Origin of the sequence: Citrobacter sp. MGH 55, from assembly GCF_016906145.1 — a bacterium.
GTDB lineage: Bacteria > Pseudomonadota > Gammaproteobacteria > Enterobacterales > Enterobacteriaceae > Citrobacter_A > Citrobacter_A amalonaticus.
In genome coordinates, this window is the sequence record NZ_CP070239.1 from 3,835,620 (window position 1) to 3,859,364 (window position 23,745).

The 23,745-nt window shown below is 53.9% G+C and carries 22 protein-coding genes; 8 read left to right on the plus strand and 14 right to left on the minus strand.

Going from position 1 to position 23,745, the window contains the following annotated elements; genetic code table 11:
• Positions 1-12 precede the first annotated feature (12 nt).
• The 7 genes from urtE to JTI98_RS15775 form a co-directional block, all read right to left on the minus strand.
• A complete protein-coding gene (urtE, locus tag JTI98_RS15745) occupies positions 13-711 on the minus strand; it encodes an urea ABC transporter ATP-binding subunit UrtE (RefSeq protein WP_044326679.1) in 699 nt (232 codons plus the stop codon).
• Between the two features lie 9 nt (positions 712-720).
• Positions 721-1,518 (minus strand): urea ABC transporter ATP-binding protein UrtD, encoded by a 798-nt coding sequence (urtD, locus tag JTI98_RS15750; RefSeq protein ID WP_044326678.1) that lies wholly within the window; start codon positions 1,516-1,518, stop codon positions 721-723.
• The gene (urtC, locus tag JTI98_RS15755) at positions 1,518-2,591 is read right to left on the minus strand and encodes an urea ABC transporter permease subunit UrtC (RefSeq protein WP_216081504.1); all 1,074 of its coding nucleotides are present in this window, start codon (positions 2,589-2,591) and stop codon (positions 1,518-1,520) included. Before urtC ends, urtD begins: the two co-directional genes overlap by 1 nt.
• A complete protein-coding gene (gene urtB, locus JTI98_RS15760; RefSeq protein WP_216081505.1) occupies positions 2,591-4,165 on the minus strand; it encodes an urea ABC transporter permease subunit UrtB in 1,575 nt (524 codons plus the stop codon). Before urtB ends, urtC begins: the two co-directional genes overlap by 1 nt.
• Positions 4,166-4,332: 167 nt before the next feature.
• A complete protein-coding gene (gene urtA / locus JTI98_RS15765; RefSeq protein WP_043000733.1) occupies positions 4,333-5,604 on the minus strand; it encodes an urea ABC transporter substrate-binding protein in 1,272 nt (423 codons plus the stop codon).
• 225 nt (positions 5,605-5,829) lie between these two features.
• Entirely contained in the window at positions 5,830-6,933 is a 1,104-nt protein-coding gene (locus tag JTI98_RS15770) for a cobalamin-independent methionine synthase II family protein (protein ID WP_216081506.1), read from the minus strand.
• Positions 6,934-7,084: 151 nt separating this feature from the next.
• Complete coding sequence (locus JTI98_RS15775) at positions 7,085-7,486, minus strand: rhodanese-like domain-containing protein (RefSeq protein WP_216081507.1); 402 nt, start codon at positions 7,484-7,486, stop codon at positions 7,085-7,087.
• Positions 7,487-7,559: 73 nt separating this feature from the next.
• Between JTI98_RS15775 and ftrA the strand changes: the two genes are divergently transcribed.
• Both ftrA and mgtS read left to right on the plus strand, forming a co-directional pair.
• Positions 7,560-8,552: a transcriptional regulator FtrA gene (gene ftrA, locus JTI98_RS15780; protein ID WP_044326675.1), complete on the plus strand. Its 993-nt coding sequence runs from the start codon at positions 7,560-7,562 to the stop codon at positions 8,550-8,552.
• 103 nt (positions 8,553-8,655) lie between these two features.
• The gene (gene mgtS / locus JTI98_RS15785) at positions 8,656-8,751 is read left to right on the plus strand and encodes a protein MgtS (RefSeq protein ID WP_000901367.1); all 96 of its coding nucleotides are present in this window, start codon (positions 8,656-8,658) and stop codon (positions 8,749-8,751) included.
• A 540-nt stretch (positions 8,752-9,291) separates the two neighbouring features.
• Here the strand turns inward: mgtS and JTI98_RS15790 are convergent.
• Complete coding sequence (locus JTI98_RS15790) at positions 9,292-10,458, minus strand: serine hydrolase (RefSeq protein WP_216081508.1); 1,167 nt, start codon at positions 10,456-10,458, stop codon at positions 9,292-9,294.
• Positions 10,459-10,582: 124 nt separating this feature from the next.
• A complete protein-coding gene (gene dcp, locus JTI98_RS15795) occupies positions 10,583-12,628 on the minus strand; it encodes a peptidyl-dipeptidase Dcp (protein ID WP_216081509.1) in 2,046 nt (681 codons plus the stop codon).
• Positions 12,629-12,766: 138 nt separating this feature from the next.
• Between dcp and ydfG the strand changes: the two genes are divergently transcribed.
• The 3 genes from ydfG (at position 12,767) to ydfZ (ending at position 14,673) form a co-directional block, all read left to right on the plus strand.
• A complete protein-coding gene (ydfG, locus tag JTI98_RS15800) occupies positions 12,767-13,513 on the plus strand; it encodes a bifunctional NADP-dependent 3-hydroxy acid dehydrogenase/3-hydroxypropionate dehydrogenase YdfG (protein ID WP_043000738.1) in 747 nt (248 codons plus the stop codon).
• Positions 13,514-13,599: 86 nt separating this feature from the next.
• Positions 13,600-14,286 carry a GntR family transcriptional regulator gene (locus JTI98_RS15805; protein ID WP_043000739.1) on the plus strand — a complete coding sequence of 229 codons (687 nt, stop codon included), beginning with the start codon at positions 13,600-13,602 and terminating at the stop codon, positions 14,284-14,286.
• A gap of 183 nt (positions 14,287-14,469) precedes the next feature.
• Positions 14,470-14,673 (plus strand): putative selenium delivery protein YdfZ, encoded by a 204-nt coding sequence (gene ydfZ / locus JTI98_RS15810; protein WP_042319125.1) that lies wholly within the window; start codon positions 14,470-14,472, stop codon positions 14,671-14,673.
• A 49-nt stretch (positions 14,674-14,722) separates the two neighbouring features.
• Here the strand turns inward: ydfZ and JTI98_RS15815 are convergent, their stop codons facing one another.
• The 4 genes from JTI98_RS15815 to JTI98_RS15830 form a co-directional block, all read right to left on the minus strand.
• Positions 14,723-16,189: a mannitol dehydrogenase family protein gene (locus JTI98_RS15815; protein ID WP_058588044.1), complete on the minus strand. Its 1,467-nt coding sequence runs from the start codon at positions 16,187-16,189 to the stop codon at positions 14,723-14,725.
• A 213-nt stretch (positions 16,190-16,402) separates the two neighbouring features.
• Positions 16,403-17,740 (minus strand): MFS transporter, encoded by a 1,338-nt coding sequence (locus JTI98_RS15820; RefSeq protein ID WP_043000741.1) that lies wholly within the window; start codon positions 17,738-17,740, stop codon positions 16,403-16,405.
• A 58-nt stretch (positions 17,741-17,798) separates the two neighbouring features.
• Positions 17,799-19,013: a starvation-sensing protein RspA gene (gene rspA, locus JTI98_RS15825; protein WP_216081510.1), complete on the minus strand. Its 1,215-nt coding sequence runs from the start codon at positions 19,011-19,013 to the stop codon at positions 17,799-17,801.
• A gap of 269 nt (positions 19,014-19,282) precedes the next feature.
• Positions 19,283-19,609: a YnfA family protein gene (locus tag JTI98_RS15830; RefSeq protein WP_216081511.1), complete on the minus strand. Its 327-nt coding sequence runs from the start codon at positions 19,607-19,609 to the stop codon at positions 19,283-19,285.
• A gap of 152 nt (positions 19,610-19,761) precedes the next feature.
• Between JTI98_RS15830 and JTI98_RS15835 the strand changes: the two genes are divergently transcribed.
• Together JTI98_RS15835 and speG are read left to right on the plus strand one after the other, a co-directional pair.
• Positions 19,762-20,103: a DUF1283 family protein gene (locus JTI98_RS15835; RefSeq protein WP_044326672.1), complete on the plus strand. Its 342-nt coding sequence runs from the start codon at positions 19,762-19,764 to the stop codon at positions 20,101-20,103.
• Between the two features lie 33 nt (positions 20,104-20,136).
• The gene (gene speG, locus JTI98_RS15840; RefSeq protein ID WP_043000745.1) at positions 20,137-20,697 is read left to right on the plus strand and encodes a spermidine N1-acetyltransferase; all 561 of its coding nucleotides are present in this window, start codon (positions 20,137-20,139) and stop codon (positions 20,695-20,697) included.
• A 16-nt stretch (positions 20,698-20,713) separates the two neighbouring features.
• On the opposite strand, the gene JTI98_RS15845 is transcribed toward speG, so the two are convergent.
• Positions 20,714-21,424: a YnfC family lipoprotein gene (locus JTI98_RS15845; RefSeq protein ID WP_216081512.1), complete on the minus strand. Its 711-nt coding sequence runs from the start codon at positions 21,422-21,424 to the stop codon at positions 20,714-20,716.
• A 600-nt stretch (positions 21,425-22,024) separates the two neighbouring features.
• Here JTI98_RS15845 and JTI98_RS15850 point away from each other — a divergent pair.
• Positions 22,025-23,745, plus strand: a 1,721-nt coding sequence (locus JTI98_RS15850) for an autotransporter outer membrane beta-barrel domain-containing protein (protein ID WP_252869597.1), incomplete at its 3' end; no start/stop codon positions are given.

The following is a 23,745-nucleotide window of genomic DNA, read 5'->3' on the forward strand; positions in this document are numbered from 1 at the left end:
CCTGCACGGCTGTCAGATAGCCACTAAACCGCGTACCCCTTCCGATTCCATATTTTCGCCGCGTCCCCGTTGAATAATGCTACCGCGCGACATCAGCAGATAGTTATCCGCCAGTTCCGCTGCAAAGTCGTAGAACTGCTCAACTAGCAGAATCGCCATATCGCCACGCCGGGCGAGCTGAGCGATCACCTGTCCTATCTCTTTGATCACCGACGGCTGAATCCCCTCCGTCGGTTCATCGAGGATCAATAACTGCGGACGACTCGCCAGCGCACGGCCAATCGCCAGTTGCTGCTGCTGACCTCCGGAGAGATCGCCGCCGCGCCGTTGTTTCATCTCTTTCAGTACCGGGAATAGTGTGTAGATCTCTTCCGGAACCGCTTTCGCGTCGCGTGACGAAAAGCGCGACAGCCCCAGCAACAGGTTTTCTTCCACCGTCAGTCGCGGGAAAATTTCGCGGCCCTGCGGCACATACGCGATGCCCGCCTGTACCCGCTGATGCGGCTTGCGATGGGTGATGTTCTTTTCCTGCCAGGTCACCGTTCCGCTATGCGCCGGTATCAGCCCCATCAGACATTTCAGCAAGGTGGTTTTACCGACGCCGTTGCGTCCCAGCAGGCAGGTCACTTCACCAGGGCTGGCGTCAAAGGTGACGCCGCGCAGAATATGGCTGCCACCATAATATTGATTCAGTTCATTTACCTGTAGCATCTGTACTCCTTAGCGCCCAAGATAGACGTCAATCACCTGCTCGTTGGCCTGCACCTCACGCAGACTGCCTTCCGCCAGTACGCTTCCCTGATGGAGCACCGTGACGTGGTCAGCGATGGTTTCTACAAAGCCCATATCATGCTCCACTACCATCAGCGAATGTTTGCCCGCCAGCGTACGAAACAGTTCTGCAGTATATTCCGTCTCTGCATCGGTCATGCCAGCGGCGGGTTCATCCAGCAATAGCAGGTGCGGCTCCTGCACCAACAGCATACCGATCTCGAGAAACTGCTTCTGTCCGTGTGACAACATTCCGGCGCGACGCCCTCTTTCAGTCCGCAGGCGCAGCAAGCCAAGCATCTCATCGATGCGGTCGCGCTGTTCGCTGTTTAACTTTGCGCGCAGTGACGCCCACACCGATTTATCGTTTTTCATCGCCAGCTCAAGGTTTTCTGCCACCGTCAGCGCTTCGAACACCGTCGGCTTTTGAAACTTACGGCCAATACCCTGACGGGCAATGGCGATCGGATCCAACGTGGTCAGATCGGTTGACTGGTCATACAGCGCCTTTCCGCTTTGCGGACGCGTCTTCCCGGTAATCACGTCCATCAGCGTGGTTTTCCCTGCGCCGTTAGGACCAATGACGCAACGCAGTTCGCCAACGCCAATATTCAGCGTGAGATTGGTTAATGCCTGAAAACCGTCAAAGCTGACGTTGATGTTTTCCAGTTGCAGCACCGGGTCCGTCTGCTGGCGATAGCGATCGCCGGGAACCTGGCGGGTAAAAAGGCCTTCATCCGGCTGCATTATTTGTCTCCTTTACGAAACAGGCCAATCACGCCACGGGGTAAAAACAGCGTGACGCCGATGAAGATCAGCCCCAGAAACAGCTGCCAGTATTCCGGCATGATGACGGTGAAGAGGCTTTTGGCACCGTTTACCATCACCGCACCAATGACCGGGCCGATCAGCGAGCCACGCCCGCCGAGCGCCACCCAGATGGCGGCTTCGATAGAGTTAGTGGGCGACATTTCGCTGGGGTTAATGATCCCGACCTGCGGCACATACAGTGCGCCTGCCAACCCGCACAACACGGCAGAGAGCGTCCAGACCAGCAATTTGAAACCTTTCGGGTCATAGCCGCAAAACATCAGCCGGTTTTCCGCGTCGCGCACGGCGGTGAGGATCCGGCCAAACTTACTGCGCGCCAGCGCAAACCCCAGCCACAATGCCAGTACCAGCAACCCTAGCGTCGCCAGAAACAGTCCGATACGGGTGGTGGTGGCAGTGACCGGCAGCCCCTGAAGCGTGGTAAAACCGGTAAACCCGTTGTTGCCGCCAAAACCGGTCTCATTACGAAAGAACAGCAACATACCGGCGAAGGTCAGCGCCTGCGTCATGATCGAAAAGTAGACGCCTTTAATCTTCGAGCGGAAAGCGAAGTAGCCAAAGATCAGCGCCAGTCCGCCGGGCACCAGTACCACCAGCGCCATTGCCCACGCAAAATGCTGGGTTCCCCACCAGAACCACGGCAACTCGCTCCAGGAGAGAAAGGACATAAACGCGGGCAGCCCTTCACCGGAGGCCTGGCGCATCAGATACATCCCCATCGCGTAACCGCCAAGCGCAAAGAAAAGCCCGTGTCCCAGCGACAGCATCCCGGCATACCCCCAGACCAGATCCAGTGCGACCGCCACCACCGCGTAGCAGAGAATTTTCCCGGCAAGCGTCAACGTCCACACGGAAATCGCCAGCGGATGATCGGCGGGCAGCAAGGCAAGAAACGGCAGCACCATCAGCGCCAGCAGGATAATCCCCGCCAACACCCGACTGATGCGCGGCGCTTTACGCGCCAGTGTTAAGGTCATTGGCATGGTCATTATTCGGTGACTCTCCCTTTCAGAGCAAACAGTCCCTGGGGTCGCTTCTGGATAAACAGAATGATCAACACCAGAATGACAATCTTCCCGAGTACCGCACCCATCTGCGGTTCAAGGATTTTGTTGAACACACCGAGACCGAACGCCGCCGCCACGCTACCGGCAAGTTGGCCGACGCCGCCCAGCACCACCACCAGAAAGGAGTCGATGATATAGCCCTGGCCCAGTTCCGGACCGACGTTACCCAATTGCGACAGGGCGACGCCGCCAAGTCCGGCAATACCTGAACCCAGACCAAAGGCCAGCATATCCACACGCCCCGTCGGTACGCCGCAGCAGGCCGCCATACTGCGGTTCTGGGTCACGGCGCGTACCCGCATGCCCAGCCGCGTTTTGTTCAGCAGCAGCCAGGTGAAGAACAGCACCAGCAGCGCGAACCCCAGTACCACAATGCGGTTCCACGGTAGCACCAGACTGGCGTAAACCTGTACACCACCCGACAGCCACGCCGGATTCGCCACCTCCAGGTTTTGTGCCCCGAAGGTCATCCGCACAAGCTGGATCAGCATCAGGCTGATGCCCCACGTCGCCAGCAGCGTTTCCAGTGGACGTCCGTAAAGATGGCGGATCACCCCGCGTTCCAGAATCATTCCCGCGCCTGCGGTAAACATAAAGGCAACCGGCAAGGCAACCAGCGGATAAAAGGCCAGCCACTGTGGGACAAACTGCGCCATCGCCTGTTGCACCATCCACGTACAGTAAGCCCCGAGCATCAGCATTTCGCCGTGCGCCATGTTGATCACTCCCAACAGGCCGTAGGTGATCGCCAGACCGAGCGCCGCCAGCAGCAGCACCGATCCAAGCGACAGCCCCATAAACGCCTGTCCAAGCAGATCGCCAATCGCCATTCGCTGTTGGATACGCGCCAGGCTGTCACTGGCCACCGCGCGCACGCTGGCATCCGGTTCATGCGCTTTGTCAGTAAACGGTTGCAGGCGTGCCTGCATTTCCGGATCGCTGGAGTCGCCCAACAGCATGATCGCCTGACGGCGAATCTCCGCCGATGGACTGGCCAGTTGCAGGTTAGCCAGAACGCGGGTCAGGCGTGATTTCACCTCCGCATCAGTTTCCTGTGCCAGGCGCTGTTGGATAAAAGGCAGCATGGACGGCTGTGCGTCGCGCTGTAGCGTACGGGTAGCCGCCAGCCTTTGTGTGACGCTGTCACTAATGAGTTGATGCGTCGCCAGCGCGCCGGCAACAAGAATGCGCAGTCGGTTGGTCAGGCGTAGGGGTTTTAACGTTCCCGTTGGGCTACTGGCCGTTCCCAGAGGCACAACCTGCGTCTCCTCGCGGGTGAAAGCCTGTTTTGTGCTGTCGGTGAGCAGCGCCTCCCGGCTCAGCGCCGTCAGCAGCGGCAAACGCTGAGGGTCAGGTGTTGCCGCCCACTGTTCGAGCAGTTGCGCCTGGACGGTACGGCTGGCGGCGACAAACGCGTCGGCATCGCTGGCCTGAACGAACCCTGGCAGAAGCCCGAACGCCAGCAACAAACCGCGAATAAAGCCCATGGCTTTCATGTCAAGATCTCCAGAAGTCACCCTCTGCGGGAGGGATAAGCACGTTGACAAACCTTGCGACGCTTTCGCCTTATCCGACCTACATCTGCTTAACCCTGCTCGGTGTAGGCCCGATAAGCATGCGCCATCGGGCATGTCGCCGTCTGCACCCGCCGAAGCGGTTGATTTTAGTTGCTGGCGGTTTTCACTGGTTGTTCTGATTTCTTGTCATTACCGGCAATGAACGGGCTCCACGGTTGGGCGCGAACCGGTTCTTCAGTCTGCCAGACGACGTTGAACTGACCGTTGCCTTCAATCTCGCCAATCATCACCGGTTTATGCAGATGGTGGTTGGTGGCATCCATCGTCAGCGTAAAGCCCGACGGTGCCGGGAAGGACTGTCCGGCCATTGCCGCCCGAACTTTATCGACATCTGTCGTCCCGGCTTTTTCGACGGCCTGCGCCCACATATGCAGACCCACGTACGTGGCTTCCATCGGATCGTTTGTCACCACGGTGTCAGCATTTGGCAACTTATGGGCTTTGGCGTACGCACGATAATCGGCAACAAATTTCTGGTTGGTGGCGTTATCGACCGATTCGAAGTAGTTCCAGGCGGCAAGGTTGCCAACCAGCGGTTTGGTATCAATCCCGCGCAGTTCTTCTTCACCCACCGAGAACGCGACCACCGGAACATCGGTGGCTTTCAGGCCCTGGTTTGCCAGCTCTTTATAAAACGGGACGTTGGAATCGCCGTTGATGGTTGAAACGACAGCCGTTTTGCCACCTGCGGAGAATTTTTTGATATTGGCGACAATGGTCTGGTAATCACTGTGACCAAACGGGGTGTAGACCTCTTCGATGTCTTTATCCGCAACCCCTTTCGAATGCAGGAACGCACGCAGGATCTTGTTGGTGGTGCGCGGATAAACATAGTCGGTGCCCAGCAGGAAGAAGCGTTTGGCGCTCCCGCCATCCTCACTCAGCAGGTATTCAACCGCCGGGATCGCCTGCTGGTTGGGTGCCGCGCCAGTGTAGAAGACGTTCGGCGACATCTCTTCCCCTTCGTACTGTACAGGGTAAAACAGCAGGCCGTTCAGCTCCTCAAAAACCGGCAATACTGACTTACGCGACACGGAGGTCCAGCAGCCAAACACTACCGCCACCTTATCCTGGCTCAACAGCTGTCGGGCTTTCTCGGCGAACAGCGGCCAGTTCGAAGCCGGGTCAACCACCACCGGTTCCAGCTTTTTGCCTAATACGCCCCCTTTGGCGTTGATCTCATCAATCGTCATCAGGGCCACATCTTTCAGCGGTGTTTCGGAGATCGCCATCGTGCCGGACAGTGAGTGCATAATGCCCACTTTAATGGTATCGGCGGCCTGAACGCTAAAACTGAGTCCCATCGCAGCCACCGAGGCCGAGAGGGCAAACGCTTTGAGTAAGGTACGACGCTGCATAATTTCACTCCTGAAAATAAAAATGCTGTGAGTTCTGGTGCTACCGACAAACAACACGGCGCAAAAAAGAGTTCAGGAGGAATAAGGCAAAAAGGATGCCAGGACGAAGGCAGAAAGGAAAAAGCGTTGGCGTGCGCGGCCTGCAAGGCTTCGCGCGGGGGATGCTCCACAATGTACCCGCGTTGCATTATTTATGTGCAACGCGGTGTGCATTATTGAGGCAACTTACCAGACCTGTTGAGCTATTTCGGTGATAAGTTTGATTTTGTTCCACTGCTGGGCTTCCGTGAGCGAGTTCCCCTCTTCCGTTGAGGCAAAGCCGCACTGCGGGCTGAGACAAATTTGCGCGTGGTCGACATATTGTGCCGCTTCCTGCAGGCGTGCTTTTACGCCATCCGGGTTTTCCAGTTCACCATTTTTCGTCGTCACCAGTCCCAGAACCACCTGCTGATGGCCAGGACGGATAAAACGCAGCGGCGCAAAATCGCCAGAGCGATCGTTGTCGTACTCCAGGAAGAAAGCATCGACCTTGACGCTGCCGAACAGGATCTCCGCAACCGGTTCATAGCCGCCTTCAGAGATCCAGGTTGAACGGAAGTTGCCGCGACATACGTGCAGTCCCACCGTCATGTCGGCAGGTTTATTCGCCAGCGCCCGGTTGATCACATCGGCGTAAATTCGCGCCAGTGCGTCAGGGTCGTCACCACGTTCGCGAATTTGCTGGCGCTGAGCATCGGAACAGAGGTAAGCCCACACCGTGTCATCCAGTTGCAAATAGCGACAACCTGCGGCATAGAAAGCGTGGATCGCATCGCGCCAGGTGGTCGCCAGATCGTCAAAATAGTCCTTCAGATCCGGATAGACCGTGGCATCGATATCTTTACGTCCGCCGCGAAAGTGCAACACGCTGGGGCTGGGAATCGTCATCTTCGGCTGGGCGTTACCGCTAATGCTCTTCAGATAGCGAAAATCTTCCAGCATCGGATGATCGCCGAACGCCAGTTTACCCGTGACCCGAACGCCATGTGCTTTGGTCTGTACGCCGTTAAACTGAATTCCCTGCTGTGAGTCATAACGTTCGACCCCTTGCAAACCATCGAAGAAATCAAAATGCCACCAGGCGCGGCGGAACTCGCCGTCCGTCACCACATGCAGACCACAGGCGCACTGCTGTTCGACCACCCGACGAATGGCGTCGTCTTCAATGGCGCGCAGCTGCGGTGCGCTTAACTCGCCGCGTGAAAACTGCTGACGAGCCACTTTGATATCGTCGGGACGTAAAAAGCTGCCAACGACTTCTGCGCGAAATGGGGCCTGTTGTCTTTGCATGTGATCTCCTTCGTCGTCAGGCAAAGGTTGCCTGACGTGATAGTTTCTTATTTGAACATTTAGACTTCTGGATGTCTATGCGTCCAAATTGACATACCCTTGTCTGACAGGCAAACGAGATAAATTCATGGCTAATGAAAAAAATTCATCTTCACTCCGCAAGACAGGAAAACGCGAACCCTTCATCTTCCCATCCGGTGATGCCGCCAATCATTACCTTTACCGGTATGCCCAGTCTGGCGAGCGTTAATGCCGCGCGGTCGGCACCGTTACAGTGAGGTCCGGCGCAGTAAACTACGAACAGCGTATCCACAGGCCACTGCGCCATCCGTTCGGCGGTCATCATGGCGTGCGGCAGATGAATCGCCCCGGGAAGATGACGACGTGCAAACGCCTCCGGTTTTCCCACCACGTGAAGTAAGACGAAATCGGGTTCCCCCTTGCGCATACTCTCATGGACGTCGGCACAATCGGTTTCCAGACTCAGACGCGACAGGAAATGGTTGACTGCAACGGTGGATGCGGCGGCGGGAAACTCAGTGACATAACTCATTCTACTTTCTCCTCAGGGACGATTATGTTTACAATAATTTAACCATCTCTGAGCTGACGTACCGCCTTCGACCATGCCAAAAAACACCAGGATTCTGCCAAAATCGCCGCGCCCGCTTGTGGTCGTACTCGCCTATGACGGACTGTGCACCTTCGAGTTTGGCGTAGCGGTCGAAGTCTTTGGTCTGCCGCGCCCGGAACTGGGCGCAGACTGGTATCGCTTTGCCGTCGCGTCGGTCGATGCCGGTCCACTCCGCGCGACCGGCGGCGTGCGGTTGATGGTGGATGGGGGACTGGAACTGTTGGCTGAGGCCGATATCGTTGTGGTTCCCGGCTGGCGAGGCAGCGACGCGCCGGTACCCGAAGCCTTGTGTACCGCGCTGCGTGCCGCGTGGGCGCGAGGTTGCCGTCTGTTGTCGATCTGTTCTGGCGTGTTTGTGCTGGCAGCGACAGGGTTGCTGGACGGGCGCAAGGCCACCACTCACTGGCGCTACACGGACACGCTCCGGCAGCGTTTTCCGGCTATCGAGGTGCTTGATGACGTTCTCTACCATGATGCCGGACTGTTGCTGACCTCGGCGGGCAGCGCAGCGGGGATCGATCTGTGTCTTTATCTGATCCGCGAGGACTATGGTCTTGAGGTTGCCAACAGCGTTGCCCGACGGCTGGTGGTGCAGCCCCATCGCGATGGCGCACAGCCACAGCAGCTTCTGCGCCCCGTTGCCCGGCAGCGTGAAAGTCAGACGCTGGGCCAGTTGTTTGATTTTCTGCATCAGAATCTGACGGTGAATCACGATACCGCCTCGCTGGCCAAACGCGCCGGGATGAGTCCGCGGACGTTTTTGCGTCGTTTTACCGATTGTACCGGCACCACGCCTGCACGCTGGATCCTCAACGAACGCTTATTACGGGCGCGCGATTACCTGGAAAACTCACCGCTCAGCGTGGAATTGATCGCGGAACAAACTGGTTTTGGCAGCGCCGCGTTATTTCGCCACCATTTTCGCCACATGTATTGTCTGTCTCCTTCACAATATCGAAAGAAATTTATGCTTATCGCTAAATAATCACCTAATTCAGCTTTTGTTTAGGTTAAAGCTGCTATTATCTCTTTCACCAACCAAATTAAGGTAAGCGAGGAAACACACTACTCATTAAATGGAGGCAAACATGCTGGGTAATATGAACGTTTTTATGGCCGTTCTGGGAATTATTTTATTTTCTGGATTTCTGGCCGCGTATTTCAGCCACAAATGGGATGACTAATGAACGGAGAAAGTCCTGAACCGATAAGGCCCCTTGTCGCATCACTGCACAAGGGGCCATTTTTTATGGCTGACGGGCAAAAAAAACCGCCGGATAACCGACGGTGAATGCTTGCATGGATAGATTTGTATTTTACTTTTTCCACCGTCCCGCCACTCCCGGCAGCGACAATGGATCACTTACACCTTACCACGCCGATTCTCAATGAATGTTAAACGGCAGGCGCTAAGATTGAGGCGTTTCTCGTTTCCACTCTTTTTTACTCTGGCAAGATGCAGTACGGGAAGACCACGGCTCAACAGAGCGTGTATTCTGTAAGTCCTGCGTTTCGGGACGGGAATTCCAGCGTTTTCTCTGTAATTTCTTGCCCATGAACAGCTGCATATTACCTCCGGTTGTCACTGTTTTAATCCATTAATCAATTTGTTGAAGGGAATGTAGCATATCGAGCGCAGGTTAATGTCAATAAACCGCCTGTTTTGTAAAGGCAGTAACCCACCACCAATTATTGGCAGCGAAAACGTCAACTAGCGGTTTAATTTACCGCGGCGCTAACTGACTGAGAATGGTGTGCCCCAGATAATTACTCCAGTTAAAACTATTTTGCAGAACCACCACCGCATTCTGGTTCTTTTTATCAAAGCCAATATAACTGGAATAACCGCCAATATATCCGACCTGATATGTGATCTGACGATCGGCTAACGTATCGGTTACCCATGCAATATTTGCGGCTTCTTTCTGACGATAAAACTGGGTTCTGGCGACGTCCGCAAATGCACGGGCAAGCCCGGCGTTGTCTTGCGAGGCAAAATGCGCTCGCGCATAGCCCGCCAGATCGCGCGCACTGCTGTATAAACTCGCCGCCCCGACCATATTGTGGTTAAACGTCCAGTCAGGCGTCAGTTCACCGCGTCGAATAAGCTTGGGCTGATCTCCCGCGTGACCTAATGCGCGATACGGATAGGCGTTGAGCGTCATGGGCTCAAAACTGCTGTTGTTCATCTGTAATGGCTGGAAGATCAGACGATTCGCCAGCGACGGGATCGACTCGCCGGTACGATGCTGCACGATGAAACCGAGCAGCGCGTAACCGATATTGGAATAGTGCGGCACGCGTGCCTCGGGCGCGGTAAAGTCGGCAAGAGAAGTCAGCACCGTATCGTTATCCAGTTGGGTATAGAAATTCTCCCCCGAACTGAAATAGCGCAGGAGATTTTCCAGAGTCAGCAGATCCATCGGCTGTCTGGGCAGGCCGGAGGTATGCGTCGCCAGTTGCAGCAGGGTAATCTTTCTGGCGTCATCGCTCAGCGGCGTATCTGCTGGCAGAAGCTGCGCCAGCGTGTCGTTCCAGTGCAGCACACCCTGATTCACCAGCACGGTAGTGATTTCGGCCGTTACCCCTTTACTCAGCGACCCCAGCGCAAACAGCGTGTCTGGGGTGATCGGATATTGATGTCGGCTGTCGGTCACACCGTAACTGTGGAACTCAGCGGGTCCGTTATGTTGAATGACCGCAACCACCATTCCGCTCACCTGCTTTTCCTGCATATACTGGTGGATCATCGGATCGATACCGCGCGCATAGTACCCCACCACCGCCTGCGCACTCTGTTCGGCAGGCATATTCAACTGCGATAAGGTGCTGTTGCTACAACCAGTCAGCAGCAGAGCAGAAGAAAAAATGAGTGGCGCGAACGCTTTCATGAGCAGAAAGTCGCCTGAAGGATATCAGCGCAGTAAGGCAGGAAAACGGACATGTACAATGCGGACTCCGGAAAAAGGAGCCCGCATTGTACATCAAGTTGCTAATAATGAAGTGTCGATTGTGTTATCCCGTCAGGCCACGATGTTTAAGCATATGGTCAATCTTCGGCTCACTACCCCGCCATGTAGGGTAAAGGCGTTCTAAATCTTCACTGTTGCCCCGTGATAAAATCGCGTCACGGAACCGCTGACCGTTCTCACGCGTCAGTCCGCCCTGCTCCACAAACCACTGATAGCCGTCATCCGCCAGCATTTGCGTCCAGAGATAGGCATAGTAGCCTGCCGCGTAACCACCGCCAAAAATATGGGCAAAATAGCTGCTGCGATAGCGCGGCGGCACTGCCGGAAGATCGAGTTGCTCCGCCGCCAGCCGTTGTTTTTCAAATGTTTCAACGTCCTGAGGGGGTTCGTCAACAGACAGACGGTGCCAGCCCATATCCAGCAGCGCGGCGCTAAGCAGTTCGCTCATGTCATACCCCTTATTGAACAGGCTGGCCTTACGCATTTTGTCCTGTAACGCCTCTGGCATTTTTTCGCCGGTGACCGCATGGCGGGCATAGCGGTCAAACACCGTCGGATGGCTCGCCCAGTGTTCGTTGATTTGCGATGGAAACTCGACGAAATCACGCGGCGTATTGGTTCCCGACAGCGACGCATAGCGCTGTGACGCAAACAGTCCGTGCAGGGTATGGCCGAACTCATGGAACAACGTGATGACATCATCCCAGAGTAACAGCGCGGGCTGTCCTGAGGCGGGCTTCTGATAATTACAGACGTTGTAAATAACCGGCTGGGTTTCGTTGAGCGTCGACTGCTCGACGAAATTGCCCATCCAGGCACCGCCGCTTTTCGAATCGCGGGCAAAGAAATCGCCGTAAAAAAGCGCCAGCCCAACACCGTTATGATCGAAGATTTCCCAGACGCGCACATCCGGATGGTAGACCGGTATATCAAAGCGCTCGATGAATTTGATGCCAAACAGCTGGTTGGCGGTCCAGAACACCCCTTCGTGCAGAACGGTATTCAGTTCGAAATACGGTTTGAGCTGTGATTCATCTAACGCGTATTTCGCACGCCGCACCTGCCCGGCGTAAAAAGACCAGTCCCAGGCCTGCGCGGTAAAGCCGCCCTGTTCATCGTCAATTACCTGTTGGATATCGGTCAGTTCACTCAGCGCCCGTTGGCGCGCAGCAGGGACGATCGCGCGCATAAAGGCCAGTGCGGCCTCCGGCGTTTTTGCCATCTGATCGGCGATTTTCCACGATGCATAATCGGCAAACCCCAGCAGTTGCGCCTGGCGGGCGCGCAGGGCTACCAGCCGCTGAATCAGCGCACGCGTGTCATTGTCATCGCCTTTTTCGGCACGACGCCACCCGGCGTTAAACAGATTCTCCCGGGTCTGGCGATCGCGCAGTGCACTTAATGCCGGCTGTTGCGTGGTATTCAGCAGTGGTATCAGCCATCCCTCGGCGAGCCCTTTTTCGCTCGCCGCCTGTCGCGCGCTGGCGATCTCTTCCGCGCTGAGCCCCTCCAGTTGATGGGCGTAATCGACTACCAGTCCGCCAGATTTATTCGCCGCCAGCAGGCGCTGGTTAAACTGGCTGGTGAGCGTCGCGGCTTCGGTATTGAGCGCCCGGAGTTGCGCTTTATCGGCATCGCTCAGTTGGGCCCCGGCGAGAACAAAGCGCTGGTGTGTCACCTCGATCAGACGCACGGATTCATCGTCGAGCCCCAGCGCATCACGTTGTTGCCAGACGCAATCAACGCGGGAAAACAACGCGCGGTTCAACCAGATATCATTCGCCAGTTCCGCGAGCTCGGCAGAAAACGCCTCATCGAGACGCTGAAGTTCATCATGCGTATGTGCCGCGGTCATGGCGAAGAAGACGCTGGTGACGCGGGTTAACAGCTCACCACTTTTCTCCAGGGCGAGAACCGTATTGGCAAAATCCGGGGCCGCGCTATTAGCAATTATGGCGGCGATGTCCGCGCGCTTTTGCTTGATCCCTTCGTCAAAGGCGGGACGATAGTGTTCCGTTTTAATCAAATCAAAACGGGGCGCCTGATACGGTAACAGGCTGTGGCTAAAGAACGGATTCGTTAACGACATCTTTCACTCCTGAAAACGATTTGTTCAATAGAGTAGGCTTCAGGGTAAAAGACCGCAATCCTGTAAAACCAGGGTTACCCGTGAGAGCGGATCACATGCTATGGTAGTCAAACGTAAAAAGCGTTGAGGAACAGTGAGATGATCGTTTTAGTAACCGGAGCAACCGCAGGTTTTGGTGAATGCATTACACGTCGTTTTGTTGAGAACGGGCATAAAGTCATTGCCACTGGCCGTCGCCAGGAACGCCTGCAAGAGTTAAAAGAGTCGCTGGGTGATAACGTGCTGATCGCGCAACTGGATGTGCGTAACCGCGCAGCCATTGAAGAGATGCTGGCATCGTTACCTGCCGAGTGGCGTGACATCGACCTGCTGGTCAACAACGCCGGGCTGGCGCTGGGTCTGGAACCTGCGCATAAAGCCAGCGTGGAAGACTGGGAAACCATGATCGATACCAACAACAAAGGGCTGATTTACATGACCCGCGCCGTCCTGCCGGGCATGGTCGAGCGTAACCGTGGGCATATCATCAACATCGGCTCTACCGCAGGCAGTTGGCCTTATGCTGGCGGCAACGTGTATGGCGCGACCAAGGCGTTTGTACGTCAGTTCAGTCTGAACCTTCGTACCGACCTGCACGGCACGGCCGTTCGCGTCACGGATATCGAGCCGGGTCTGGTGGGCGGCACCGAATTTTCTAACGTGCGCTTTAAAGGCGATGACAATAAAGCGGGAAAAACCTATGAGAACACCACGGCGCTGACGCCGGAAGATGTGACCGAAGCGGTCTGGTGGGTCGCCACCCTGCCTGCCCATGTGAACATCAATACGGTAGAAATGATGCCAGTGACGCAATCTTTTGCCGGACTGAGCGTTCATCGCGGTTAATTTGTCTCCCGGCCCGCGGGCCGGGTATAGCTCGCGACAAAAAAGTGGTAGAATTTGTGGGTTAATTTTCTAAAAAGTAAGAGCGAATGACCGTCGAAACGCAACTCAATCCTACACAGCCCGTAAATCAGCAGATTTATCGCATTCTTCGCCGTGACATCGTGCACTGCCTCATTGCGCCAGGCACGCCGCTGTCCGAAAAAGAGGTGTCTGTTCGCTTCGATGTGTCTCGCCAACCGGTGCGTGAAGCGTTTATTAAGCTCGCGGAAAACGGCTTGATTCAGATCCGTCCGCAGCGCGGCAGCTACGTCAACAAGATCTCCCTCTCGCAGGTGCGAAACGGCTGTTTTGTCCGTCAGGCTATCGAATGCGCGGTGGCGCGGCGGGCCGCAGCCCAAATCACCGACAGTCAGTGCTATCAGCTTGAACAGAATCTTAATCAGCAGCGGATTGCGATTGAGCGCAAACAGCTGAATGATTTCTTCGAGCTGGATGACAATTTTCACCAGAAGCTGGCAACCATTGCGGACTGCCAACTGGCCTGGGACACCATCGAAAATATCAAAGCCACTATCGACCGTGTGCGTTATATGAGTCTTGATCACGTCTCTCCACCGGAAATGTTGCTCCGCCAGCATCTCGATATTTTTTCAGCCCTGGAAAAACATGACGCCGATGCTGTCGAGAAAGCCATGACTCAACATCTGCAAGAAATCGGCGAGTCGGTCCTGCTGATCCGCCAGGAAAACAGCGACTGGTTCAGCGAAGAGTAATTCCCCTGCCTCATCTCTCGTGAGATGAGGTCTCTCCGTCCCCCCTGCATGTCTACATCAAAAAAGATGTGAGATTGATCAAAAACAAAAAAAATCCTGACTGATAAGCGTATTTATATAGCGCCCGTTACGTGGGACCTGAGCCCACGGGCTTTGACGGTAAGTTAGAAAGGAGAAAATACCATGATGACATACGATCGTAACCGTAACGCAATCACCACAGGCAGCCGTGTGATGATCAGTGGCACCGGCCATACCGGTCGCATTAAAGCGATTGAGACCGAAGGCCTGGATGCGGCGCAAATTCGTCGTGAAAAAACAGTCGAAGTGGAAGGCTGTGAAGGCAAATTTGCCCCGGTAGAACTGATTCGTCTCGGCATGAACTAATGGTGTGAGTGCCGGATAATGCCTTGATTATCCGGCAGTCCTGAGGCATTTACTTCACGTTTGCTGCATACTTTGCCACGGTGGCTTTCGCCCCTTCCGCCAGCAGCGTCTGATACGCGTCTTTCACGGCCTGCGTGAATAACGCGACCTGCGGCAGTTCGTTACCAAAGATTGCCTCAATAGCCAGCAGCGCTTCAACACGGCTTGCGCCTTCCGCACTGTTTTGTACCGCCTGTTGGATCACTGGCAGAAGCGGATCGTTGACTTCAATGGCATTTCCCTGCTCATCCACGCCGCCGACATAGCGCATCCAGCCCGCCACGCCCAGCGCCAGCAAATCAAAACGACTGTTATGTGCCAGATGCCAGCGTACTGAATCGAGCATCCGCTGAGGTAATTTCTGGCTACCGTCCATCGCAATCTGCCAGGTACGGTGACGCAGCGCCGGGTTGCTGTAGCGTTCAATAAGCAGGTCTGCATAGCGAGTGAGATCCACCCCCTGCACTTTCAGCGTGGGCGCCTGCTCGTTGAGCATCAGTGCGCGGGCAGCCACCCGATAATTTTCATCACCCATGCAGTCGTTGATATGCTGATACCCGGCGAGATAGCCCAGATACGCGAGGAATGAGTGGCTGCCGTTGAGCATCCGCAGTTTCATCTCTTCAAACGGGATCACGTCAGAGACCAGTTCTGCCCCGGCTTTTTCCCACTGCGGACGGCCGGCAACAAAGTTATCTTCAATCACCCACTGACGGAATGGCTCGCAGGCCACACCGGCCGGATCGCGCACGCCGGTCAGGTTTTCAATTTTATCCAGCGTGTCAGCGGTGACGGCCGGAACAATGCGGTCAACCATCGTCGACGGGAACGTGACGTGTTGTTCGATCCATGCGGCCAGTTCGGCGTCCACGGCACGCGCGTAAGCGGTGACCACGTTACGCATCACGTGACCGTTTTCCGGCATGTTGTCGCAGGACATCACGGTGAAGGCGGCTAAGCCCGCCGCTTTACGGCGCGCCAGCGCTTCAACCAACACACCCGGCGCAGATTTCGGCTGATGTGGGTTTTGCAGATCGGCTGCGATCATCGGGTGATCCAGCATCAGTTGTCCTGTCGCCGGGGAATGGCAATACCCTTTCTCAGTAATCGTCAGTGAAACAATCGCAACCTGTGGTTCACACATCGCCGCCAGCACGCTCTCCAGCCCGTCAACCTGAGCATGCAGCGCCTTTTTCACCACCCCCACGACTCTCGCGGTCCAGGCATCGGCAGACATTTCCGCCACGGTATAGAGATTATCCTGCTGTTTGAGATCGGCGATCTGCTGTTCCCCGCCGATCAGGTTCACTTCGCAGTATCCCCAGTCGCTGTTGTGCTCCGCCGCCAGGATATCGGTATAGACGCCCTGGTGCGCACGGTGGAAAGCACCAAAACCAAGATGAACAATACGCGGGATCAGTCGGTTGCGATCGTAGTCAGGAAGCGTCGCTTTTGCCGTTAAGAGCTTATTTTGCATTGTATGACCTACTTTGAATGAAATCAGGACGGTTCCAGAGTAACGCCTGTATGGTTGTATGTTTTGATTTGAATTAATATTTTGCCAATTGGTATAACATCATTTGAAAGTTATGTGACAGGATGCAATTCCTGATGCTGAGCCTGACGCCCAGGGCAGGCTCCCTGGGCTGAGTGATGGCTGCATCCCTGCAGCCATTAGGTGACAATCCTCTTAATCGTGCTTGCGCCACTCCTGGTATTCACGCTTGAGTCGCTGTGGCGCCGTTTCAGGCATCATGAGCAAGCCGATAACAGAAATGATGCCGAGAACAATCACATAGCTTGCTAACCCGTAGTAATGCCCACCGGTCATCTGCAAAATCTTCACTGCCACCAGCCCCAGTACCCCGCTGCCAATCAGTGAACCCAATTGCCAGATTAAAGCGATGCCGCTGCAGCGAATATGCGTCGGGAACAGCTCCGGGAAGAACGATGCCTGCGGTGCGTAGCACATGCTATGGCCAAAGCTAATGACGATAATCATCACCAGCTGCGTCAACCAGAAATTGTCCTGATTAATGGCCAGGAAGAACGGAATAATCATTATGACCTGAATCAGCGCCCCCATGATATACACCGGCTTACGACCAATTTTGTCGCACAGCGCCCCCATCATGGGTATGGCAAGCACTTCGATCACCACAGCGATAATCATGGTTTCCATTAAGATATTGGCATCCAGATTATTGGCTTTGCCGTACGCCAGGACGATTACCGTGAACATGGCAAACGTACAGGCTTCAATCAGTTTTGCGCAGACGCCTTTTACCACGATGCCAGGAAAATCGCGGATGACTTCAATGAGTGGACGGGACTCTTCTGCTTTCGTCTCACGAATCTGCGCAAAGACAGGAGACTCATCGATTCTCAGGCGAATAAACAGGCCAACGATCACCAGCAGCAGACTAAGCAGGAACGGAATACGCCAGCCGTAATCCATCATTGCTTCAGGAGATAAGGTGGCATTGAGCAGTGCAAACAGTGCCATCGGTAACAAAAAGCCGACCGGCGCACCAATTTGTACCCAACTGGCAAAGAATCCGCGCCGTTTAGGTTCGGCATATTCTGCCGTCATCAAGACCGCCCCGGCCTGTTCACCCCCGACACCAAACCCCTGGAGTACGCGAATGAAGATCAACAGAACGGGTGCCCAGACACCGATTTTTTCGTACGTTGGCAATAAGCCAATGCAGAATGTCCCGAGCCCGACAATCAGTATCGTGATAACCAGCGCTTTTTTACGCCCCACTTTATCGCCGATATGTCCAAAGACAATGCCGCCCAAAGGCCTTGCCAGGAAGCCCACCGCATAAGTGGCAAATGCGGCCAGCGTACTGATTAACGGATCGTCACTGGGGAAAAACAGGTGACCAAAGAACAGCACTGCCGCAGTGCCATAGGCAAAAAAGTCATAGTATTCAGCAGCTGTACCAATCGCTGAAGCAGAAGCGACGCGACGAACTACGGGTTTGCTATCAACATCATTTTTAATATCAACGGAACTAACCATAAATAATTACCTTCGTTGGTTCAGAGGTGAACAACATCCGTGTCGTATAAATGTTAACTTACCAGTTCCACAAGGTGCCATCTTCAAGCCGGGCAACCGGCAGATAGGCGGGGTCATAGGGATATTTCGCCGCCAGTTTTTCATCGAACTCGATACCCAGTCCCGGCTTCCCGCCCGGATGCATATAGCCGTTGTCAAAGGTCCAGTTGTGCGGGAAGACTTCCAGCATCTGTTCGGAATAGCCCATGTATTCCTGCACGCCAAAGTTCGGTACCCACAGGTCAAAATGCAGCGCAGCGGCCATACAAACCGGAGAAAGATCGGACGGGCCGTGTGAACCGGTACGCACCTGGTAGAGCGAAGCGAAGTCGGCGATGCGACGCATGCCGGTGATCCCCCCTGCATGGGTGATCGTGGTGCGGATATAATCGATGAGCTGTTCTTCAATAAGCTGCTTGCAGTCCCAGATGCTGTTGAAGACTTCACCGACGGCAATCGGGGTCACCGTGTGCTGACGGATCAATCGGAAGCACTCCTGGTTCTCGGCAGGCGTCGGATCTTCCATCCAGAAAAGGCGATAATCTTCAATGCTTTTACCAAAGCGCGCCGCTTCTATGGGTGTCAGGCGGTGGTGCATGTCGTGAAGGAGATGCTCGTTAAAGCCGAACGTATTGCGCACCGCCTCGAACAGTTTCGGCGTGAAATCAAGATACTTTTCCGTCGACCACAGTTGCTCTTCCGGCCACTGTCCTTTGGTGGCGGGCTCATAGGCCTGCCCTTTTCCCTTCGCCATGCCGTAGGTGGTTTTCATACCCGGCACGCCGCACTGAACGCGGATGGCTTTGAAACCCATCTCTTTATGGCGCGCATAGTCTTCCAGCACATCATCCACGGTGTGACCGGTGGTGTGGCAGTAAACCATCACCCCTTCGCGTGATGCGCCGCCAAGCAGTTGATACAGCGGCATGTTGGCGGCTTTCGCTTTGATATCCCACAGCGCCATGTCGACGGCGGAGATAGCAGACATGGTCACCGGGCCACGACGCCAGTACGCGCCTTTATAAAAGAACTGCCAGATATCTTCGATGCGGTGCGCATCACGACCGATCAACTGTGGGCAAAGATGATCTTTCAGGTAAGACGCGACGGATAACTCACGTCCATTCAGCGTGGCGTCTCCAAGACCGGTGATACCGTCCTCGGTCGTAATCTTCAGTGTGACAAAGTTACGTCCCGGACAGGTGACAAAAACCTCAGCCCCTACAATCTTCATTTTTTCTTCCTGGTTCTGTGTGGTGATGGTGAGAATCTACGCAATACACATACTACCATACAAGTATGAACGGTTTATTTTTCAATCTTGATCACAAAAAATCACAGGTTATAAAAAGGAGGCTTTTCAGGGAAAACGTCTGGCGGATGCCTGCACAGAGAAGCAGAAGACACCTTAATCCATTGAATTTAAATAAGAATAAAGAGGGATTTACGAGAAATGACACATGTCATACGCCAAGAGCATGACACATCTTGCGCAGGGAACGCTTAGCCGCGCCCCCATCCCGCTACAATAATCAGCATTCCGCACAGTGCGATGAGCGCCCCGCTCCAGTCATACAGGCTGAGTTTGACGCCATCGACCACGCGCAGCCAGATCAGTGCGGTACAGACATAAACGCCACCGTACGCGGCATACACCCGACCGCTGGCGGCAGGATGCAGCGTCAGCAGCCAGACGAAAAGCGCCAGCGCAACGCCTGCGGGTAACAACAACCAGACGGTGGCTCCCCGCTTCAGCCAGAGCCAGGGAAGAAAGCAGCCGAAAATTTCGCAAAGCGCAGTGGCAAAAAAAAGCAGCGTGGTTTTAAGCATCTGAATCGTTCATTGACCTGGGGTTCAGGCATGATACGCCATAATCCTCCGATCTTATCCATAACCTTGCGGCGGGTATGCCCTGCGCAAGGAATGGTGTAGAATTTGCCTGCAAATGATGCTTTTTGCGTCGCTCATAAAAGGAACTTGCCATGAACATTACGCTTCGCAAACGCCTGTGCCTGACGGCAATGCTGCTGCTGGGTGCTGTCGTCTACACCGCGACCGCGCAGGCTGAGACCAGCCGACTGGTGATTGAATCAGGCGATAGCGCCCTGAGCCGTCAACAGGCGGCCATGCAAAAAGAACAGTGGGATGACACGCGCAGTCTGCGTCAGAAAGTGAACAAACGCGCGGAAAAAGAGTGGGATAAAGCGGATGCCGCCTTTGATAACCGCGACAGCTGCGAACAGAGCGCCAACCTGAATGCGTACTGGGAACCGAACACCCTGCGCTGTCTGGATCGTCGCACCGGTCGCGTGATTGCCCCTTGATATAACGCGTTAAAAAGACATTAAGGATTAAGTATGACAAGCGCCCTCAGTGTTAAGCTGCGCCCGCTGGAGCGTGAAGATTTACGTTTTGTCCATCAACTCGACAACAACGCCAGCGTGATGCGCTACTGGTTTGAAGAGCCTTACGAAGCGTTCGTCGAGTTGTCCGATCTCTACGATAAGCACATTCACGATCAAAGCGAACGTCGTTTCGTCGTGGAATGTGATGGCGAAAAAGCGGGCCTGGTCGAACTGGTTGAAATTAACCATGTCCACCGTCGGGCTGAATTTCAGATCATTATTTCCCCGGAATATCAGGGAAAAGGTCTCGCCTCACGGGCCGCTAAACTGGCGATGGACTACGGATTTACCGTACTTAACCTCTATAAGCTGTACCTCATCGTTGATAAAGAGAACGAGAAGGCGATCCACATCTACCGTAAGCTGGGCTTTATGGTCGAAGGCGAGCTGATTCATGAATTCTTTATCAACGGGGAATATCGCAATACGATCCGGATGTGTATCTTCCAGCATCAGTACCTGGCAGAGCATCGCTCGCCGGGATCGACGATGCTAAAACCTACCGCGCAGTAACCGCTGCGCGGTCCTCTCAATAGTAATCGATGGTATTTTTGATCGTGTAGTTGTGCTCGACCGCGGGTTTGACGCTTTCATCGACGATCACCAGCGCACAGTCGGTGGGATTGGCATGACGGTCATAGTCACAGGTCTGTTTAACGTTCCCCAAAGGGTGATCGTTAAGCAGACTCACCGCCGTGTAATCCAGCTTCTTGCGCGGATCGGTCGAGGGTTTCGCGCTGACGGATAACGTCTGGTCCTTGCTGATCGTGGTCTTGCCGAGCGGATACCCTTCCGCATCATAGCGGTACTGGACTTTCATCTCTTTTCCCGTTGCCGCAACCACAAAACCATTATCATCGGTATCCCAGACGACACCCGCTGACGGCAGTTCCGCCAGCTGACATTTCCCCTGCAAACGCACCTTTTTCTCCAGCGTTTCGGCATCGCGATAATAGTTCGCGTCCAGCACCAGCGCTACAGCGGTATTGTTTTCGAGATCGTGCAACTCAAGCGAGTCAAAACAACCTTCTTCAGACAACGTACCGTTGACGCGCTTCGTCACTTCTCCCTTCTCATTAAGCAACGTCTGGCTGAAGTCTTTTACCGGCCCGCGTAAGGGATCAAAGTCAAATTCATTAGAAAAACTGGCCATTTCCGGCGTAAAGGAGAGCGGCGTTGCGCTGTTGTCACATCCCACCAGCGCAACACCAAGCGACAAAAGAAATATCTGTTTTTTCACAGGTTCCCCAAGAGAAAAAGATGATCTTCAGTCATAGTAGCAAAGACTGTCGTTTACTGTATACCTGCGCGAAAGTGGCATAAACAAGGGTAAATCGTGAGCAGAATTCACGGTTTCCTCTCACGTTAATTGATCAAGATCAAACTAATGTGTATCTGTTTTTTACAGTATTCCTAAAAAATAGGCCTCTTCGCATTTAAGTAATGATTACCCGTCAAATGACTAGCCGATGAGTCATTCCTTTGACAATGAAAATGACTCATCCTGCCTATCCATTATCTCATTGTATAAGGATAATTATTTGTACAATTCCTATTATTTTAAATAGCCTTAATAAGATATATTACTTGCAAAAAAAACATATAAGATCTTATATAAGAAAATAAATATTATATTAAATAGATAAAACCTATTAAAGGTCCCAATAATTCAAAGATAAAACCATTTCGTTATTTTCAATGATGCAAATAAAATATGCCTTAGATAAACAATATTTATTTACACATATTATATCGCGTTCAACATAAAAGCATTAAGAGATTGTTTTAAAGACGAAATGTTATTTTCAACACCAGGCACTCTCTTATGGAAGAGACAATTATGAAAATTAAATACTTGCACCACCCAAAATCAATGCTCGCAATCGCTGTGGCACTGGCTGTACAAACTGCCGCCGCAGCGAATCTGGATAATATCAATCTGTTAGCCGTTACCCCTCCGACCGGAGGCAACAGTATTGTCTTTGTTAATAATAATGACACACTCACCCTTTCTAAAACAGAAAATACTGAGAGTTACTGGAATAACTTCAGTACATTACGTGTTGGAGACGCTAGCGCTGGATCAATGATCATTGACGGGCGGGATATTCTGACAACAGCAGGGGCGGAAATTGGCCGTGCGGCGACAGGCTCCGTGACATTAACCAATGGCGCAACCTGGGAACTGAATAATTCGTTAATTCAAATTGGTCTGGAGGGCGGTACCGGCATACTCAATGTACATAACGGTAGCAAAATCACAGGTATTGCTGGATTACGCGTTGGCGAATTTTACGAAACGGGAGAGGGTCTACTTTCCATCGACGGTGCTAATTCATCCGTTGCGACCAACCATATTATCGTTGGGGATCAGAATCACGGTAAATTATTGATTACCAATGGTGGTAAACTCTCAACGACGGAGCACATGAGTATTGGCTACGTCGGCGTGACAGATAATAGTAATCGCAACGGTTTTGGTGAAACATTGGTCGACGGCGCGGGCTCCACCCTGGATGTGGCAACGGCCATCAATCTGGGTGGATTCTCTACAGCGAATAACACCGCGAAGGGGATCCTCACCGTCAGCAATGGGGCAACCGTTAAGTCCGGATCGTTGATCCGTCTCGCCTATGGCAACGGTAGTACCGGGATTTTAAATATCGGCGGCGCGCAGGGCGAAGCCGAACAGGCGGCGGGTAACATTGAGGCGTCACGAATTTATCTAATGAATAACAGCGGCTTAAGCACCGCTCTTCTGAACTTTAACCACTCCAGTCAGGACTTCGTGCTGGCATCACGAATCTACGGTAATGGTGAAGTCAATCATGTTGGGTCCGGTATCACCACGCTGACAGGAGCCAATACCTACAGCGGTAACACGCTTGTCTCCAGAGGGACGCTCCGCGCAGGTGCAGAGAATACGTTTAGCGCCGCGTCAGATTACACCGTCAGCGAAGGCGCCAGTCTGGATCTCAATGGTTATTCGCAAACCCTGAACTCGCTGGATCTGGCAGGTACAGTAACGCTCTCCTCCCCATCACAAGCCAGAGCGGCCTTTACGCCGACCACGTTAACCATCGCGGGCAACTACGCGGGTAACAACGGTCTGCTGGCCTTGCGTACCGTACTGGGTGATGACCTTTCCGCGACTGATAAAATGATTGTCCGTGGTGACACCAGTGGCACTACACGTGTCAGCGTCACCAACGCTGGCGGCGGCGGTTCCCAGACGGTAGAAGGTATTCCCATTGTGGAAGTGGAAGGTGCCTCTAACGGGACCTTCGTCAAAGAAGGTCGTATCGTCGCGGGTGCTTACGATTACAACATCATTAAAAAGAACAGCCAGAACTGGCATCTGACCAGCGAGGCGATTCCGACTCCGTTACCGCCAGATGAACCCGCGCCAGCCTCACCGGAAACGCCAGAGCAGCCTATTCCCCAGCCTGGTGAACATCAGTATCGCCCGGAAACCGGCAGCTATCTGGCGAACACCCTTGCCGCCAACACGCTGTTCACCACCCGGCTTCACGATCGTCTGGGTGAAACCCAGTACACCGA